This is a genomic window from Dyella silvatica, from assembly GCF_026283955.1.
Taxonomy (GTDB): Bacteria; Pseudomonadota; Gammaproteobacteria; order Xanthomonadales; family Rhodanobacteraceae; genus Dyella_C; species Dyella_C silvatica.
In genome coordinates, this window is the sequence record NZ_JAPDPE010000028.1 from 25076 (window position 1) to 44130 (window position 19055).

Genomic DNA, 19055 nt, shown 5'->3' on the forward strand with positions numbered 1-19055 from the left:
GGTTACATCCTCCCATCCAGGTACTTGCCGGTTTCCTTGTGTGCGAAATCCGGAATCATGTGATTGAACAGGTCGACGATGGCTTCTTTTTCCCAACTGGCGCCACCGCGTATCGTGCGTATCGTGTTGAGAAAATGGCCTAGTTTGGCTTCGTCATAATCCGGCGTGTTCTTGATCACGCCAATGCTGGTGAAGCGCTGCAAATCCAGCGTCTCGCTATGCGTAAAGAACTCCTCGAAGTCCTTTTCGCCGGTGGTGTCGCTGGCGAAGAAATAACAAGGCCATTGCCGGCGGGCGATCAACTCGGCGGATCGATCGCGGGCTTCCTCTTCGCTGTCGCAGGCATAGGGCTCGTAGCCCAGGCTCTCCAGATAGCGCGTGGCAATGTCGGAAAACCGCGTGAGATGCAGGCTTTCGCTCAACTTGGGGAAAAAGATATCGCGATTGCCACCAAGCAGGCAGGACATCAGGCATAGCTCGCCGGACTCCTGCGGGGTGACGAAATAGCGCCGGACATCATTAGGTGCCGAAATAGGCTGACGCTTGGTAAAACGCTGATTGAAGCCATGCAACAAGGAGCCATCCGAAAAAGCCACATTGGCGAAGCGCGCAGTGGAAATGGGTAGCTCCATGCTGGATCGCATCAGGAACATTTCCATGATTCGCTTGCTGGCACCCATCATGTTGACCGGATTCGCCGCCTTGTCGGTTGACACACAGAAATATTTGCGCGCGCCATGCTCCCGGGCAAGCTCAATGGTCTTAATCGTATTGAGCACATTGACTTCGATCAGCCGCATCAGGGTAAACGGGTCTTTCTCGCTGCGCACATGCTTCAGGGCGGACAAATTAAGTACGTAGTCGTAGCCCCGCTCTGCCTGCAGCAGCGCCTCGTACTCGCGTCCGCCGCAATCAATGGCAAAGGTACGAAAGTCACCGTCGATATAGCCGAGCGTGCTGCGAATATCGCGGACCAGCTCGACCATGTTGTTCTCACTGATGTCGACGACGTGCAAGGCTTTCGGTCGACGCTTGAAAATCTCGCGGGTAACCGCCTGGCCGATCGATCCGGCACCACCAATAACCATAAAGCGGCTGGCGGCCACGCGCGCCGACAGCTCCTTTTCCTCGCGCTGTACGTCCACATCGAACAGCGGTTGCTCACGCCCGATCATTTGCAGCATGTTCATGGGTTCAGCGCCGGCAGTGCGTTATCGGGAACACTCGAGGGAATGTTGACTACGCGGTCTTCCAGCCAACGCGAGTTGTCGAGACCATCGTGCTGGCAACCGCTATACATCTCCAGTTGCGTCATCAAACGCCAGATCGGCCGGGTCATCACCCCCCGTTGGTTGCTGTACTGGAGAAAAGCATCGCGCTCGGCACGTGAATCCAGTACCAGTGCATTGAGCCAGTAATTGGATACCGCACCCGCTGGCGATGTCACGAAGTGCATGCCGTTGGCGTCGAAGAAGGCCTCATAGCGTGCGGCGATATCCGCCTTGATGCGCAGAAACTCGTCTAGCCGCTCCATCTGCGCGCAGCCCAGTGCCGCATTGAGATTGGGCAGCCGATAGTTGTAGCCGGTCTCATCATGGACGAATTCGAAAGGGTGCGGAACCTTGGCCGTCGTGGTGATGTGCTTGGCGCGTGCGGCCAGCTCGCTATCGTCAGTCAGAATCATCCCGCCGGCACCGGTCGTGATGACCTTATTGCCGTTGAAACTCAGTGTAGCGAGCTTGCCGAATCGGCCCGTATGCAGGCCATCGCGATAACTTCCCAACGATTCGGCGGCGTCCTCGACCACCGAAATACCGTATTCATCGCAGACCGCAATAATCTCTTTGATCCGCGCCGGATGGCCAAAGGTGTGCATCGGCAAACAGGCCGCAATGCGGCGCCAGGTCTTGCGGTTATAGCAAAGCCCATCTCGATGCACCGCGTACTCGGACAGAAAGGTGCGCAGCGCATCCGGGCTCAAGCTCATCGTCTCGCGATCCACATCCACGAACACCGCATGCGCACCGCAATAGGCCACCGCATTACAGGTAGCAATGAAAGTCAGCGCCTGGGTGATGACCTCGCTGTCGCGCTCGACTCCAGCCAACTGCAGCGCCACATGCAGTGCCGCCGTGCCATTGACCGTTGCCACGGCGTGCTTAGCCCCGGTGAACGCGGCGACTTTCTGCTCGAACTCGATCACTCGCGCACCGACCGACGAGACGAAATTCGAATCGATGCAATCGATCAGATAACGTTTTTCGTTACCCTCGAACACCGGTCGGTGCAGGGCGATCGGGCCGTCACCATAAATGCTTCGCACGACATCGAGTATGTCATCGAAGCGAGCACTCATTGGCAACGCCTCGTGTCGATTATTTTCTGGCATTGGGACACTCATACCACCCCCATTTGCTCTAGCATGGATTGATTGACTTTGTGGACGTCGTACTTGTTTTCTGCGATCGCGCGCGAACGGCGACCCATGCGCTCGATCAGGCCGGGGTCGTCGATAAAGCGCTGCATCGCCTCGGCAAGGCCGCTGACCGACTTGACCGGCACCAGGAAACCGTTGTCGCCGTCTGTCACGGTTTCGCGGCAGCCCGGCGCATCGGTGGTGATCACCGCGCGCCCCATGGCCATCGCCTCGAGCACGGTTCGCGGCGTGCCTTCGCGATACGAAGGCAGCACATAAATACTGCTGGCGGCAATCGCCGGGCGTACATCGCTCAAGCGACCGGCATACTCGACCAAGCCATCGGCAAGCCAGCTGTCGAGTTCCTGTTGCGCAATCGCATCGGGGTTCTCGTCGATCCAACCGACCAGGGCGAACACCACCGCCGGATGGCTGGAACGAATGTGTCGCGCGGCGGCGGCGTATTCGCGTACGCCTTTGTCGCCCAGCAAACGCGCGATAAGTAGAAAGCGAGGTGCCTCCGGCAAGGGCTCCACACGGTAGGCCGCCACGTCCACACCCGAGCCATTGACGACAAACGATGGCGTGCCAGTGGGCAAGATGCCGAGGCGACGAAATAGCGACTCGTCGTCCGGGTTCTGGAACAACGCCTTGTGCACGTTACGCAAGGCAAGCCCGTACAAGCGCTTCGCCAATGCACGCAGCAAACCCCGCCCCTGCTCCCCTTCGCCCTGAAACGTGTAGCCCAGTCCGGTGATCAGCGCATAGCGCTGCGGCACACCGGCGAACTTCGCCGCCAAGGAGCCGTAGATCACTGGTTTGATCGTGTACGCCAGCACGTAATCGGGGGCAATCCTGCGCATCAGCCGCCACAACGCCATCAGCGTCTGCAGATCGGTCAACGGATTCATGCCGGTACGCTGCAATGGAATATCGTGCACCGTCATGCCGCGCGCGCGAAGCGAACGATGCCACTCGCTGCCCTCGACCAACCCCGGCGCGGCGACATGCACGCTCAAGCCTCGCGCCAGCAAGGCGTCCAATAGCGGCCCGCGAAAATGCAGAATCGAATCGGGGAAACTGGCGATGAGGAGGAAGGTCATTCAGGCTACTCTCGAAAGCTCTGTCTGGTGCCACCGTCCCCCAACGGTATGCCATTACTGAAGCGTGCTACGACTGTTCAGCCAACCATGCCTGGAACATTAATACGGTCCATAAATGATGTTGCCAGTTACGCTTGCCACTCAGGTGTTCCGCCCATAACTGACGCACCGGGGCGGGCCGCAAATAACCCTCGCGCCGCAGTCGACCTTCGTCGAGCAGGCTTTCCGCCCATTCGCGCAAAGGTCCGCGCAACCAACTGTCCAAGGGAATACCGAAACCCATCTTCGGCCGTTCAATCAGCTCCTTCGGTACGTGCCGGTACAGCACCTGGCGCAACAGCCACTTGCCCTGCCCGCCACGAATCTTGAAACCAAGCGGCATGCGCCAGGCCAACTCGATCAGCCGGTGATCCAGCAACGGCACGCGAGTCTCCAGACTATTGGCCATGGCCGCACGATCGACTTTCACCAAAATGTCATCCGTCATATAGGTCTGCGCATCCATCGCCATCATCCAGTGCTCAAGGCTGTCTGTCTGTGGCGATGCACGCAGATCTGTCAGCAGTGTCGGCGGCTCCGTCGCGCCAATCACGATATGCGCCGGATCGCTCCAATGACTGGTCAGCTGGCGATAAAACGCATGACCATCCGATAGCGACAGCACACCGGCCAGCTTCTGTGCCTTATCGCCCGGTGTCGCCAGATGCAAACGCTTTGGCAACAAGAATTTCACGCTTTCAAACAGTCTGTCCCAGGCCGCCGGCGACAATGCACGCAAGGTACTCGCCGCGGCGCGACGCGCAAACAATGGCATCTGCTGCATGCGCCCCCACACCTTGCGGGCCGACAAGTATCGATTGTAGCCACCGAACAGTTCGTCCCCGGCATCACCACTCAAGGCCACGCTGACGTGCTGGCGGGCGAGTTGGCTGACCAGAAAAGTAGGAATCTGCGAGCTGTCGCTGAATGGCTCGCAATACATCGACGGCAATCGAGGAATGACCGCCAATGCGTTCTCGGGGCGAACATACAACTCGGTATGCTCGGTGCCCAGGTGCTTGGCTACGGCTTTGGCATGCACAGCCTCGTCGTAACCGCCTTCGTCGAAGCCGATGGTGAATGTCTTCACCGGTCGGCCACTGTGCACTTGCATCAACGCAGTGATCGTACTGCTGTCGATGCCACCGCTGAGAAAAGCCCCCAGCGGCACGTCGGCAAGCATTTGCCCCTGAATGCTGCTGACCAGTTGCGACTCCAGCGCATCGATCGCCTCGGTTTCCGAGCCGACAAATGGATTGCTCAAACCTGCATGCACCACATCGTTGAAACGCCAATAAGCCACGGTGACAGCTTCGCTTGCCGGCGTCGCCGTGACCAGCGGTATCCGCAGCAGATGTCCAGGCGGCAGTTTCTTGATCCCCGAATAGATACTGTACGGAGCCGGGATGCAGTTATGCCGCAGCAGCAAAGCCAGCGCATTACGGTCGATGTCGCCGCGGAATGTCGGGTGTGCGCGCAGCGCCTTGAGCTCTGAACCAAACACCAGGGTATCGCCCTGCCAGCCGTAGTACAGCGGCTTCTCGCCGAGCCGATCACGTGCAATCGTCAGCGCTCGCTCTTGTCGATCCCACAAGGCAATCGCAAACATGCCGACGGCGCCCTGCAAGCTGCGCTCGACCCCCCAGGCGACAAAGCACGCCATCAAGGTTTCGGTGTCCGAATGTCCGCGCCATGACAGCATGCGGCCCTCGGCGGCCAACTGTGCGCGTAGATCGAAATGGTTATAGATCTCGCCGTTGAACACCGCTACATAACGACCACAGGAAGAATGCATCGGCTGGTGGCCGGCCTGCGAAAGGTCCTGGATTGCCAGACGTCGCTGCGCCAATGCGATGCCTGCGGCCTCATCACACCACGAGCCATCATCGTCAGGCCCACGATGCAGCAACCGTGCGCCCATCCGATCGACCTGCTGCTGCATGGCGGTCTGCGAACCGCCCCGAGGCTGCCAGAAACCCGCGATGCCACACATCAGCGCGGCTCCAGGCTATGCAGCACACTGGCCAGGTGCGGTGCCTGCGCCACGATGCTGTACTCGCGCTCGACCCGCTCGCGTCCCGCACTACCCATGCGTTGTCGCAGGGACGCATCCGTCAGCAATCGATTCAGCGCATCCTCCCAGGCAGCGTTATCGGCGGCGAGATATCCGTTGTCGCCAGCTCGCACGATGTCGGCATTCACGCCCACCGGCGAAGCTACCACCGGCAAACCACAAGCCATGTACTGAATCAGCTTGTAGCCGCACTTGCCACGCTCCCATGGGCCATCGATAAGCGGCATGATGCCGATGTCCATGAGCGCAATGGTTGCCGCTTCACTGTCTTCTGACCATGCATGATGTCTGCTGCAAACCTGCGCCAGGGCCGCGCGGATGTCGAGCAGATATTTTTGCGTCGCCGGCGAACCGATCCAGCCGATCACCGGTTGCGCCCGATCGCGATGCGTCACGGCAACGTAACGGCGGTGATCCACTGCGGTGGGAATAATCTCGATGCGCTGCGCCGCTGCCTGACCGGCACGTGCCGCAAGGTAGCGGTTACCGGCAATGACACAGGATGCATGCCGCATGACCATGTCGATTTTCTTGCCGAGCAATCGCCTGATCAACGAACTCGACGATAAGTCATAGTTGTGGAACAAGGCGTCATCGTATTCAGCCACAAAAGGTATACCGGAACGGCTAAGCATCGATTCCAGCCAATAGGGTAAATAAGGAAACAGCTCAGCCTCGACCCACATCACGCTGTGCCTGTCCGCACGCAGCAGCTGGGTCAAACGCCGCCAGTAATATTTCCACAGATGTTTTCTCGCTGAAAACATGTGGCCACCATATCTGGCCTGCAAATAGGCGTCCGGGAACAACTCACAAATTTCCACATCGATGCCATGTTCGGCCAGCAATGGCAGGTATTGCATGCTGCGCAGGCGCGAGCTGGCGCCCATGCGGCCATGCGTGCGGCGGAGTAGTCGACAAAGAAGCCCACTACGGGAATGACATACATCCATTGGAACGTAAAAGCTTCGATATACGGATTGGTATTGGACGCCACGAAAGCCGCCATGAAACCGCAGAACATGAACTTCATGCCTGGCGTTAGTCGCCGCCGCATCGCCAACTTGGTCACCTTGACGGCATACCAGAAAAATAGCGAGGTGTAGATGATCGCCCCGACAATACCGACCCTGAGCACAGTAGCCAGCCAGACCAACTCATAACGCCATGGGTAGTCGGTGCTGCGGATGTAGGAGACGCCAATTCCGTGACCGACGCCGACCCCGCCACTGTCGAGAATGCCGTCGTACAGCGCATACGCCTGGCCGGAACGTGCGCTGCCGCCGCCGGAGGACAATTTGTCGATGAAGTTGCCGAAGATCACCGATAAATGAATATTGCCCAGTTCGCTCAATGCAAACACCGCGGCGATGGCGGCCAGCAACATTGGCAAGCCATAAATAGCCGTGACAAAAATCGAGCGGCGGCGCTTGTAGCCAATCGTCCGTGGAGTCAGCAACGCACCCAGCAGCAGGCCGATCGGCACCGAGAGAATCAGCGCCGAGCGCCCCGAGGTGATGATGCATATCAGCAGCGAGGCCAATAGCAGCATGCGCAGCAATTTGTTCTGAATCAATTCGGGTGAACTGAAAAAACCGCCGCACAAGAAAATCAGCGAACCATAGACGTGCATCACTGCGGCCGAATAGCCGTCGCTAGTGTTCACATTGGCCGATTCGGTGAAGAACGATACCGCGGCCGCGCCACCGATCCGGTAGAGCGCGAAATAAATCGCCACGCTGACGCAGCACAGCAAGGCCAGCCAGATCAACCAGTGGATGAGCCGCTCGGTGCCGACTCGCTGGGACAGGCTGGCTGCAATAAAGGTCCATAGCAGCGGCGAAACGATATAAATCGCCGTTACCTGCGCGGCGGCGATCCATGGCGCGTCATTCAAATAGCCCACGGCGATGTAAATCAGCGTCACCATGGCCGAGCCGGTATAGAACAAGAGCACCGTCTTCAGGCCTGGGACCAGCTTGAATCCATGCAGCGACAGCAGAAAACAGATCGCCAACATGCCGGCCGTCGGGACCTGCAACGAATTGGGAATGACCACGGATAAAAACAGCAACAACATCGACGCGCCAGTGAACAGGCCACGCACCGTCAGCAGATCCCGCCAGAAACGGCGTCGGCGCGGCGTGGCCGTCGAAGCCATGAGATGCGTTGAACTCATAACCGTCCTCGCGACATCGCGCACCGCCACCGTTGCAAAAGCAACATGGCCAGCGGCCAGGCGAATGAGCGCGACCGGCGCAGCATCAGGCAACCATGCCGCTAAGCCAGCGGTCAAACTGACGAACTTGTTCGACCTTACTGTACGCACCGATGCGACGTATGGCCGAGATGCCCGGCGAGGTCGAAAAAATACGATCTAACGTCCCTGCCGCTGTCACCTCATCGGCGATGAGTATGGTAATGCCCGCACCCGTCTCCGAGAGAATATGCGACGCCTCGTTCGTCACACCGGAAAAACAGATCACATCCGGCCCCGCCGCCAGGTACTCGAATAGCTTGCCGGTTGCGCAACCGACGCCGTCACCGGTAATCAGCAAAAGCTGGTTGCAGTGTTTCATCACGTCCAACGCCACCGGCCTGGGCACCGCATCCACCGTGCTGTAGGTGCAGCTCAGTTGACTGATGATGGTGCGCTCTACCGGGGCCAGCTCACCGATGAACAGCGCATGGGCATGCTGGCGCGCCTGATGGCTTGCGTTCATCGAACGAACAAAGCACTCCAGCGTGCTGATACGGCTATGGTCACTGGTACCGATACGCCCAAAATGGCCAATCACTCGCTTCCCGGCCGGCACGTGTTGCGCCATAAGCTGGGCAGCAGCGGCGTGACTGGCGTCGTCTTGCATCGAAAAATCGGCGGGATCGTAACCATTCGGCATCAGCCGGACCTGCTTGCCTGGGTAACGACGTTCGAAGTCGCTGACCAGCGCACGACTGACCGTGGTCACCAGTTGGGATGAAGCCACCACGCGGGTTTCGACCCATTGCCGTAGCAAGGCACTGAGTTTGCCCTGCCGACCCAAGGTCTCGAAGGTGAGGCCATCCCTGAAATCTTGCAGACAGGGAATACGGTGTTTTGCGGCCAGCGATCGGGCGGCGATCAGCGCATCGATCGGCGAATAGGTGCCGACGGCAATGCAGGCTTCGCCATCGGCAAGCCGCTCGCGACACAGTGCATCGGCGGCAGTGAGTGCGTTGACCAGCCAGATATCGCTGTGGCGTCCGATCAGGCGATCGGTCGCTGCGGTCAGGAACGGCACTTCAGCCACAAAAGCCGACAACAACGAGACGATCGAACTGGATACCGACGATTCGTTGCCGACGCAGCGACCGCGCAGATTCATCACCGTGATATCGCTGCCCGCGGCCATCATCGCCGCGCCGAGATCGGGCCCGCCATCACGCGCGAAAATAAACACCCGGTACTTCTGGAAGTCCAGATACTTCAACAGCCCCTTAAACCGCTGCGAAGCGATGTTATTGGTCGAATGATGAGTCGCGAAGACAAACAGATTGATTTTTTTCACCATGAAATCCTCAGCCTGCCAGCCTTGGCCAGCGCGGTTCGGGTCGCACTTGCGCATATGCGTGCATAGCGGTCAAAGCGCCTCGGTAACGCGTTCTGCGGCATGGCCGGTGCCGTAGGGTTGCACCGATGCCGATATCTCGCAGGTCAGCATCCGCGCGAAGGCTTGCTGGATCGCCTGTGGCGACGCGCCGACGATGCAGTTGGCGCCGATCTCGACCAGCTCGACCCATTCCGTTTCGTCGCGCAAGGTAATGCAGGGCTTGCCGTGGAAGTAGGCTTCCTTCTGCACCCCGCCTGAATCGGTCAGCACCAAGCGGCAATGCGCTTCCAGCCAGACCATCTCGAGATAGCCCACTGGATCGATCACCCGTACGTTGTCTGGAAAGCTGATGCCGGCCGAGACCATTCGCGCGCGGGTGCGCGGATGCAGCGGCAGCACCACCGCGATGGGAAGCGCCGCAAGACCGTCCAGGATCCCGCCGAGCCTGGCCCGGTCGTCGGTATTTTCAGCCCGGTGGATCGTGCAAAGCGCGAAGTCGTTGTCGTGCAAATCGCCCAGCACAGGGATCGCTGGCCGCCGCGCTTTTTCGCGGTAGTACAGCGCGGCGTCATACATGACGTCACCCACGACACGTACCGAGGGGCCGACAATCCCTTCGCTTTTCAGGTTATCGCTGGCACCCATGCTCGGGACCAGCAGCAACCCCGCCAGATGGTCGGTCAACACGCGGTTGATCTCTTCTGGCATGCGTCGATTGTATGAGCGCAGCCCTGCTTCGACATGGGCTACCGGAATATGCAGTTTGCTCGCTGCCAGGGCGCCGGCCAGGGTGCTGTCCGTGTCGCCGTAAACCAGCATCCAGTCGGGCTTTTCAGTGACCAGTAGCGCCTCGATCTGCTCGATCATGCGACCAGTGTTCTGACCATGCGTGCCACCACCGATACCCAAATGATGGGCCGGCCGCGGAATATCCAGCTCGTCGAAGAACACATCCGACATATTGGCGTCGTAGTGCTGCCCGGTATGCACCAGCACCTCGCGCACATCAGTGCGATATTTAAGCAGTGCGCGCGATACCACCGCCGCCTTGATGAATTGTGGCCGGGCACCGACGACAGTCACGACCTTCATGCAGGGACTCCAGCAAGAATGTCGGACAGCGTATCGATGACGCGGTCCTGATCGTCTTCCGCTAAGTCCGGCCCCATCGGTAGGCTCATGACATGTTCGGCCAGCCAGCTCGCCACCGGTGTGACGGCGTGGCTGTCGAAGTGCCGATAGGCCGGTTGTTCATTCAGCGGCACCGGGTAATGCACCGCCGTCGGCATGCCCGCGCTATTCAATTCGCTCTGGACGATTTCGCGGTGCGGCGTCAACACGGTGTACTGCGCGTATACCGATTGGTTTTCCGGCAGCAATACCATGGTTCGCAGACTTGTCAGTGGACTCTGGAGATCGTCGCCACTCACGGGTGCGGCATGAGCGATCCGCGCCAGCAATTTTTTCGTGTAGCCCGCACCGATGGTTTGGCGCTGCTCGCATTCCCATTCGAATCTCGACCACTTGGCCAGCACAATGGCGCATTGCAAGGTATCCATGCGTCCACCCAGGCCAATGCGAGTGTGGACATAGCGCTTGCTCTGCCCATGGATGCGGATCTCGCGTGCCGCCTGGGCCAGCATGTCGTCATCGGTAAACAAAGCACCGCCGTCGCCATAGCAACCCAGCGGCTTGCTCGGAAAGAAACTGGTGCAGCCAATGGTGGAAACGCCGCAGCTGCGCCGGCCGTGACTTACGGCTCCGAAACTTTGCGCAGCATCCTCGATCACCGGAATATTGCCGTGGCGCATCGCGACATCCTGGATGGCCTTCATATCGGCCATTTGTCCGTACAGACTGATCGGCATGATGGCTCGCGTGCGGCTGCTGATCCGCGCCTCGATCAAGCTCGCATCGATATTGCCTGTGCGGGGATCGACATCGACGAACACCGGCTTGGCACCGAGCAAAGCGATGACTTCGGCGGAGGCCGCGAAGGTGAACGGGCTGGTGATGACCTCGTCACCCAGACCGATCCCCAGGGTCATCAGCGAAATCAGCAAAGCCTCCGTACCGCTGGCCACGGAGACGCAATGCTTTACGCCGACAAACCGAGCCAATATCTGCTCCAGCTCGGCGACTTCGGGACCCATGATGTATTGGCCGTGTGCAAGCACAGCCGCGATCCGCCGATCCAGTTCCGGCTTGATGGCGTGCTGCTGCGTCTTCAGATCAATGAAGTGCATATCAGATCTCTTTGAGGATTTTTGCCGGCGTACCGCCGATCACGATGTTGCCTTGCGGATAGCTGCGAGTGACCACGGCACCCGCCGCTACCACCGTTTTATCGCCTAACACCACACCAGGCAGGATGACTGCATTCATGCCGATCCAGCACTTTTCGCCGATGACCACGTCCTGGCCGTCTTCGTGTTCATCGAGCGCATCCAGGCGATGATTCGCCGTAATGATGCCGACGTTGGGCCCGAGGTAGGTGCCGCGTCCCAGCTGGATTTTGCCCTTGAAATTTTGCAGATAAATGCCCGGCGACTGGAAGTTGTTGATGTCGTCTGGGTGAAACACGATGTTGTCCGGATTGGAGACATAACAAGTCAGGCCGCTCGGCCAGGGCAGCGGTCGTGCCAGCCGCAGAATGTTCCTCTGCCAGGCCGAGCGAACGGCCCAGAAATAGCCGCCATAGCTGGTATCAAAATGCCTACCTTGCAAATATTTTTTCTTGAAAAATAACGACAGCAGCAGCTTTGCCACCGGGGTGATCAGAAAACCGATCTTCTTGAGCGTGCGCTTCATCATTCAAATCAACCGATGCAGCGCGAAACGCACGACCAAGCCAAGCGCTAGCCACAGCAGCACGAAATTCAGGCCCGACCTCAACAGCTGTCGATAGTCTTGCCGCGTCAATCCAGCAAGGTTCGAAAAGATAAAGAAACAGGCGAGGTAGAAAACCGCACCGGATACGGCGTACAGCTCGGAAAGGCGACTAGGCAACAGCAGCGCTGCCGCACCGATGGCACCAACGCGCAGGCAAAGGCCAGCGATGGTCAGCAGCATCATGCCGCGCTGTTTGTTGCGCACATGCATAACCATAGACACCGGCGATGACATCAGCTGCGCGATAAACCATGGCGTCATCCAGGCCACCAGCACGCCGGCACGCTGCCATTTTTCACCGAAGATCAGCACGAACGCCTGCGGTGCCACCAAGGCGGCAAACAACAGCGGCCCAACCCCCGTCTTCATCAAGCCGCCGAGAATCTTCGCGGTGAACCCGCCCAGCGTACCGGCCCGGTATTCTTCCGGCGCATGCGCCAGATAGACTTGCGAAATGGCATTGCCGATCAAATTCATCGGCACCTGGATCACCCGCATCGCCAACATCAAGAAACCGGCCTCCGCACCCACCGCCAACGCCGCGATCATGATCACCGGCAATTGGATGCCACCGGTGTTTGCCAATGCCTCGAACGTCGAATACTTGGGAAAGCGGTCATATTGCCGAAACAGCCTGCGCATGCCCGGCAGGCTTACCGCGCCCAGCGCAGCTCGATCCACCGTCAATACCCGCGCGCCCAGGCCAACCACGCCGGCACCGCTAGTGATCGCCTGCCCGACCAATAACCCGGAAGGCACGAAACCGAGCCAGCCCATGCCGAGCTGTGCGCCGGCGCCGCCGATCGCCTGGGTCATCCGGGTTTTGGCAATAACGCCAAAGATTTTCTTCCGTGTCGCCCAATATTGCAGCGCGCTATAAGCGCCGGTGAGCAGCACGCCAATCGGCAACAACCATAGATAAGGCTGCAGCTCCGGTTGGCGGAGTAATGCCGCCACCGCGACCGGAGCCAGCAGAATCGGCAACGCCACCAGCATCGAAATCAGCAGGCAAAAGCTCAGCGCCAAAGCCAGCAGGTTGATTGCATCGCCATCGGTCTCTGGCATGGGTATGGCGATATCCAGGCGCAGACATGCCGCCACCGAAATAATCCCCAGCAATGACGCATAGACCGCCAGCACGCTGAAATCCTGCGGCGAATAAAGCCGGGTCAATATGGGCAATACCAACACCATCAGCGCCTGCGCAAACGCAGTGCCGCCGACCAATAACGTAATGGAACCGATCAGCCCGCCCTGCCGAAACCGCGCTATTTTTTCACGCAGCGGCACTGCCCATCTTCCAGCTGGTAAAGCAGACCTGTAGTCGGACATACGGTTTCACCCTTGCCAGTCAGCGGCAGGTCGAGTTGTTCGCCGAATTCGCTCATCCAGCCTATCTGTCGCGCCGGCACACCCACCATCAGCGCATAGGCCGGCACATCTTTGTTGATCACCGCGCCTGCACCGACGAAGGCAAACTCACCTATCGTCACGCCGCAGACGATGGTGCAATTGGCACCCAGCGTGGCACCCCGCTTGACCAAGGTATCGCGATACTCATCCTTGCGCGCCACCAGCGAACGTGGGTTGTAGACATTGGTGAAGACCATGCTTGGACCGCAGAACACACCCTCTTCCAGGCTTACGTTGTCGTATACCGATACGTTGTTCTGGATCTTGCAGTGATCGCCGATAGTGACTTTGTTGCCGACAAATACGTTCTGCCCCAACGACACGCCCTGGCCGATACGCGCGCCTGCGCAAACATGGACGAAGTGCCAGATGCGCGAGCCTTCGCCGATCTGGGCACCGTCGTCGATGATCGCACTGGGATGCTGGTAAAAACTCATGGCGATAAACCTTTCACTGGCGCTTTCAGCGGTGGCTGTTCTTGAGAAATGGATGGTAGTCCCCCTGCGCCCCCAATGGCTGGGTATTGCGGATCGCCGCGACGGTATTGATGGCGGTACGGTTAGCTTCCAGACCGTACCCGCGCCCCGCCAGGATTTCCTGGTAGCTGATCGTGTGCAGATCAGTGAAACCGCCGGAAAATTCGATCTCTTTACCGTCCACCGTGATCGAGCGGAAGGTGCGTTGTCCGGCGTCGCGCTGTGCCACCGGCACATCCTCCACGTTCACCGACAAAAACCAACGCACGCGGGCGTGCTCGTACTCAAGAAAACCGGCGGCCTTGGTTTCGGACGCGTAATGCACCATGTTTTCCTGCAGCTCACCAAAGATGAAATGCAGCATGTCGAAAAAGTGCACGCCGATATTGGTAGCGATGCCGCCGGATTTCTTGGCATCGCCCTTCCACGACTGCAAATACCAATGGCCGCGCGAGGTGATGTAGGCCAGATCGACCTCATGCTTGCTGGTATGCATTCCGCGCTGTACTTGTTCCCGCAGCGCAATGATCGCCGGGTGTACCCGCAACTGCAGAATCGTGTTGACCTTGCGCCCGGTGTCCTGTTCGATTTCCTTTAGGCCATCGATGTTCCACGGGTTGAGCACCAGTGGTTTTTCGCAGATGGCGTCGGCCCCCGAGCGCAGGGCAAAACGCATGTGCGAATCGTGCAGGTAGTTCGGCGAGCAGATCGAGATGTAATCAAGCCGATGGCTGTGATTGGCGCGACGCAGCTTGTCTACATGGCGGTCAAAACGCTCGAATTCGGTAAAGAAATCGGCTTCCGGAAAATGGCTGTCGATGATGCCGACCGAGTCGTTCGGATCATAGGCGGCGACCAGCTGATGGCCGGTATCCTTGATGGCCTGCATATGGCGCGGAGCAATGTAGCCGGCGGCACCGATGAGGGCGAAGTTCTTCATAAAGAAACGGCTCCGTAAACCTGCGGCGTCTGATAGCTCAGGTACCACTCAACGAACCGACGTACGCCCTCCTCCACCGACACCTTGGGCCGATAGCCCACCGCGTCGATCAGGCTGGACACATCGGCCTCGGTATCCGGCACATCGCCGGCCTGCAGCGGCAGCAGCTCCATCCTGGTCTTGCGGCCCAGGCATTGCTCCAACACCTCGATATACCGCAGCAGCTCCACCGGTTGCTCGTTGCCGATGTTGTAAATGCGATAAGGCGCAGTGCTGCTGGCCGGGTCGGGCGCGTCGCCGCGCCAGGCGGGGTTGGGCCCTGGCACCTGGTCCAGGGTGCGCACCACGCCTTCCACGATATCGTCGATATAGGTGAAGCTGCGCTTGTGCTTGCCGTGATTGAACACCTTGATCGGCTCACCGGCGAGGATTGCCTTGGTGAACAGAAACAACGCCATGTCCGGCCGGCCCCACGGCCCGTACACGGTAAAAAAGCGCAGACCGGTGCAAGGGACTCGATACAGATGCGCGTAGCTATGCGCCATCTGCTCGTTCGCCTTCTTGGTGGCCGCGTACAGCGTCAGCGGATGCTCCGTCGGTTGATGCTCGGAAAACGGCATCGCCGTATTCGCGCCATATACCGAACTGGTCGAAGCAAAGACCAGATGCTCCACCCCGTGATGACGGCAACCCTCCAGCACATGCAGAAAGCCGGTGACGTTGCTGCTCACATACACATGCGGATTTTGCGCCGCGTAGCGCACCCCGGCCTGGGCCGCCAAGTGCACCACGCGCTGCGGCCGATGTTCGGCAAAAGCCGCCTCGACCGCCGCACGATCCGCCAGGTCGGCCGACACGTGGGTATAGCCGGGGTGATCCATAAAGCGCGCTAGGCGTGCGTGCTTGAGATTGACGTCGTAGTAATCGTTGAGGTTGTCGAGGCCGACCACCTTGTCGCCACGCTCAAGCAGCTTCATCGCCACGTGCGAGCCGATGAACCCGGCGGTACCGGTTACCAGCACCGTCATGCTCATAGCCGCCCATCCACCGCGTCACGCGGCAACACGTATTTTACGTCGTAGACCACGGATGTCGGCTTGCCGAACGCCCGGATACCAGCGCCGCCCAAGGAAACGAACTGGTGATGGCCGACCGCGATGATGATGGCATCGTAGTCGTTGTTTTTCGGTGCCCCAATGGGCGCCAGCGCGTATTCGTGCTCGGCTTCTGCGGCATCGATCCAGGGATCGTGGACATCGATATCGGCGTTATAGCCCTTCAACGCATGCACGATATCCACGACACGGGTATTGCGCAGATCCGGGCAATTTTCCTTGAACGCCAAACCCAGGATCAAGATACGAGCACGCACCGGATTGATGCCCTTGCATACCATCAGGCGCACGACCTCGCTGGCGATATACGGGCCCATGCTGTCATTGGTACGACGCCCGGCGAGAATCACATCGGGATGGTGGCCGACCTCCTGCGCTTTATGCGTCAGGTAGTACGGATCGACACTGATGCAATGGCCACCGACCAGCCCCGGACGAAACGGCAGGAAGTTCCATTTGGTGCCCGCCGCCTGCAGCACTTCCAGGGTATCGATACCGAGCTTGTTGAATAAAATGGCCAGATCATTGACCAGGGCGATATTCAGATCGCGCTGGGTGTTTTCGATCACCTTGGCTGCTTCGGCCACCTTGATGCTGCTGGCCTTGTGTGTACCGGCGACGATAATGCTGGCATACAGCGCGTCGACGAAATCCGCCGTTTCCGGAGTGGAGCCGGAAGTGACTTTGAGGATGGCAGTGACCCGATGCAGTTTGTCGCCGGGGTTGATGCGCTCGGGGCTGTAGCCGGCGAAGAATTCGCTATTGAAGGCCAGGCCGGAGACTTTCTCCAGGATGGGAATACACACCTCTTCCGTGCATCCGGGATAGACCGTGGACTCGTAGATAACGATGTCACCGCGCTTGAGCACCTTGCCCAGACTTTCGCTGGCTTTGACCAACGGGCTTAGATCAGGACGCTTGGCCACATCGATTGGCGTAGGCACGGTAACAATGTAGACATTGCAGTCGCGGATATCCTCGAGTTCGGCGCTGTAACGCAAATGACTCGACGCGGCCAATTCAGCCGGCTCCACCTCGAGCGTGCTGTCACGGCCGGCACGCAACTCTTCCACCCGAGCCGCGCGGATATCGAAACCAATCGTCTGGTATTGCCGACCAAACTCAACCGCCAATGGCAAACCGACATAACCAAGACCCACAATCGCTATTTTGGCGCTATCCAGTTTCTGCATTTCGATCTTCCCGCGTCGTCATGATTCGAAATACAGCCTTTACTGGCGTAATTCGGCCCATATTTAAGCCGAGCCCAAAGAGCTCGGCTATGCATCCAAGACACCTAATGTCGCAGGCGCTTCTTTACTGCCGGCTGAAGCGTGAGCATAAATTTCATATACGTCCAGCATTCGCGATGCACGTCACTCTTTGGATGCTAAGACGTCTCAAGTTATACATTTCGCACACCATCATGGCGATCAAGATACACAACTCAATTCATTGATAGCGTGAAGGTATCGTTATGCAAAAAACACTTAAAAATAGCGCTTATTTTTGTTCTAGCGTGCAAGTTGCCCTTGATCGACACCACCAAGATGCCTATCTCGAAATGCATAGACACAGCAGCGCTTAACAAGCATTCCGACAAGGGACTTGTCGTCTCTATGACTTGTTATCAGGCACACGAAAGCGCATGGCCGACTTAATCCCATGGCGCTATCGGAAGGAGATCCCTCGGGGGATAGGGCTTGATTCGCTTATTTAATCGACACTCAACTGTCCATGATGATCCATGACACTTGCATGAAATCGATCGACCATGAACATGAAAAGGTTCGCTTGAGGCAACTTATTTCGTGCTTTTGTATTCATAGTAGCCATAGGAGTAATAGCCGCTGCTACGTTTTTCCAACGCGTTGAAGATCGCGCCTTTGATCTCGACGCCATTCTGTGCGAATCGCTGTTTGGCCAAGGCAATTTCGCGAGGCTGATTCAACCCAAAACGCACGACCAAAAGACTGGTGCCCGAAAGATGTCCGATGATCGCTGCATCAGTAACGGCGAGAATCGGCGGCGTATCGATGATCACCAGATCGTATAGCGGCATCAATCCGGTGAGCAGTTCGGTGAAACGAACATTCATCAACAACTCGGACGGGTTCGGCGGCACCTTACCGCGCGAAATGTATTGCAGATTGTCCAGCGAAGGCACCTGCCGGATCGCCGTCACCATGTCGATCTGACCTGAGATCAGTTCGGACAGGCCGCGATCGTGATGACCACCCATCACCTTGTGCAACGTACCCTTACGCATATCGCCGTCGATCAGCAATACACGCTGGCCGGCCTGAGCGATCACCGCAGCGAGGTTCGCCGAGACGAAGGTCTTACCGACCCCCGGGCTGGAACCGGAGATCATCAGCACATTGTTTTTGGCCTCCAGCCGCGCGAAATGCAAGCTGGTGCGCAGGCTGCGCAATGCCTCGATCGCCAGATCCGCCGGGTCACTTAGTGCCAGCAAATGCTGTTGACCATCGCTGCGTACGCGCTTGTCGCCCTTATCGCTGACAAAGGTTGTCCGCTCGATCTGACTGATCGGTATCGAGGCATATACCGGCATGCCAAGCTGCTCGATGACAGCAGGATCTTCCACGCCACGGCTCAACGCCTGCCGCAGGAACACGATACCGATGGCCAGGAATGCACCCAAGAACGTGCCACCTATCGTTACGATCGCCCGCTTCGGCTTGACCGGATGCGTGACATCCACCGCAGCTTTATCGACGACGTGCACATTGCCTACCTTGCCGGCACGGGCAATATCCAGTTGCTGTTCCTGGTTGAGCAAACCGGTATAGGTTTGATTGCTCACCTCAACATCGCGAGTCAGCTTAAGCAGCTCTTGCTGGGTATTGGGTAGATCGCCGACCTGCTTGTTCAACGCATCTTTCTGTGCTTCCAGCTCGCCGATTTGCTGCATCAATGCCATATGAGCAGGATGTGCTGCGGTGAAACGTCGATCGATATCCGCTTTTTGCATGC

The 19055-nt window shown here is 58.4% G+C and carries 16 protein-coding genes; all 16 read right to left on the reverse strand.

What is annotated here, in order from left to right; genetic code table 11:
* Nucleotides 1–2: 2 nt before the first annotated feature.
* Nucleotides 3–1190 (reverse strand): UDP-N-acetylglucosamine 4,6-dehydratase, encoded by a 1188-nt coding sequence (locus OUZ52_RS07740; RefSeq protein WP_266157809.1) that lies wholly within the window; start codon nt 1188–1190, stop codon nt 3–5.
* Nucleotides 1187–2356 (reverse strand): LegC family aminotransferase, encoded by a 1170-nt coding sequence (locus OUZ52_RS07745; protein ID WP_266157810.1) that lies wholly within the window; start codon nt 2354–2356, stop codon nt 1187–1189. Before OUZ52_RS07745 ends, OUZ52_RS07740 begins: the two co-directional genes overlap by 4 nt.
* A 41-nt stretch (nt 2357–2397) precedes the next feature.
* Nucleotides 2398–3519, reverse strand: coding sequence for a glycosyltransferase family 4 protein (locus tag OUZ52_RS07750; protein WP_266157811.1), 1122 nt, complete (start codon nt 3517–3519; stop codon nt 2398–2400).
* Nucleotides 3520–3586: 67 nt separating this feature from the next.
* A complete protein-coding gene (gene asnB, locus OUZ52_RS07755; protein ID WP_266157812.1) occupies nt 3587–5551 on the reverse strand; it encodes an asparagine synthase (glutamine-hydrolyzing) in 1965 nt (654 codons plus the stop codon).
* The gene (locus OUZ52_RS07760; protein WP_266157813.1) at nt 5551–6399 is read right to left on the reverse strand and encodes a glycosyltransferase; all 849 of its coding nucleotides are present in this window, start codon (nt 6397–6399) and stop codon (nt 5551–5553) included. The genes asnB and OUZ52_RS07760 overlap by 1 nt, the downstream gene beginning before the upstream one ends.
* Nucleotides 6351–7811 carry a hypothetical protein gene (locus OUZ52_RS07765; protein WP_266157814.1) on the reverse strand — a complete coding sequence of 487 codons (1461 nt, stop codon included), beginning with the start codon at nt 7809–7811 and terminating at the stop codon, nt 6351–6353. The genes OUZ52_RS07760 and OUZ52_RS07765 overlap by 49 nt, the downstream gene beginning before the upstream one ends.
* 85 nt (nt 7812–7896) lie before the next feature.
* A complete protein-coding gene (locus OUZ52_RS07770) occupies nt 7897–9237 on the reverse strand; it encodes a glycosyltransferase (protein ID WP_266157815.1) in 1341 nt (446 codons plus the stop codon).
* Between the two features lie 15 nt (nt 9238–9252).
* A complete protein-coding gene (wecB, locus tag OUZ52_RS07775) occupies nt 9253–10314 on the reverse strand; it encodes a non-hydrolyzing UDP-N-acetylglucosamine 2-epimerase (protein WP_266157816.1) in 1062 nt (353 codons plus the stop codon).
* Nucleotides 10311–11468: a DegT/DnrJ/EryC1/StrS family aminotransferase gene (locus OUZ52_RS07780; protein ID WP_266157817.1), complete on the reverse strand. Its 1158-nt coding sequence runs from the start codon at nt 11466–11468 to the stop codon at nt 10311–10313. The genes wecB and OUZ52_RS07780 overlap by 4 nt, the downstream gene beginning before the upstream one ends.
* Before the next feature lies 1 nt (nt 11469).
* Nucleotides 11470–12036: a DapH/DapD/GlmU-related protein gene (locus OUZ52_RS07785; RefSeq protein WP_266157818.1), complete on the reverse strand. Its 567-nt coding sequence runs from the start codon at nt 12034–12036 to the stop codon at nt 11470–11472.
* Nucleotides 12037–13404, reverse strand: coding sequence for an oligosaccharide flippase family protein (locus OUZ52_RS07790; protein ID WP_266157819.1), 1368 nt, complete (start codon nt 13402–13404; stop codon nt 12037–12039).
* Nucleotides 13383–13964, reverse strand: coding sequence for a UDP-2-acetamido-3-amino-2,3-dideoxy-D-glucuronate N-acetyltransferase (gene wbpD / locus OUZ52_RS07795; protein WP_266157820.1), 582 nt, complete (start codon nt 13962–13964; stop codon nt 13383–13385). Before wbpD ends, OUZ52_RS07790 begins: the two co-directional genes overlap by 22 nt.
* Nucleotides 13965–13989: 25 nt before the next feature.
* Nucleotides 13990–14943, reverse strand: a complete 954-nt coding sequence (locus OUZ52_RS07800) for a Gfo/Idh/MocA family oxidoreductase (RefSeq protein ID WP_266157821.1) — start codon at nt 14941–14943, stop codon at nt 13990–13992.
* A complete protein-coding gene (locus tag OUZ52_RS07805) occupies nt 14940–15971 on the reverse strand; it encodes an NAD-dependent epimerase (RefSeq protein WP_266157825.1) in 1032 nt (343 codons plus the stop codon). The genes OUZ52_RS07800 and OUZ52_RS07805 overlap by 4 nt, the downstream gene beginning before the upstream one ends.
* 2 nt (nt 15972–15973) lie before the next feature.
* Nucleotides 15974–17251: a Vi polysaccharide biosynthesis UDP-N-acetylglucosamine C-6 dehydrogenase TviB gene (gene tviB, locus OUZ52_RS07810; protein WP_266157822.1), complete on the reverse strand. Its 1278-nt coding sequence runs from the start codon at nt 17249–17251 to the stop codon at nt 15974–15976.
* Between the two features lie 611 nt (nt 17252–17862).
* A partial coding sequence (locus tag OUZ52_RS07815; protein ID WP_266157823.1) for a polysaccharide biosynthesis tyrosine autokinase occupies nt 17863–19055 on the reverse strand: 1193 nt, incomplete at its 5' end.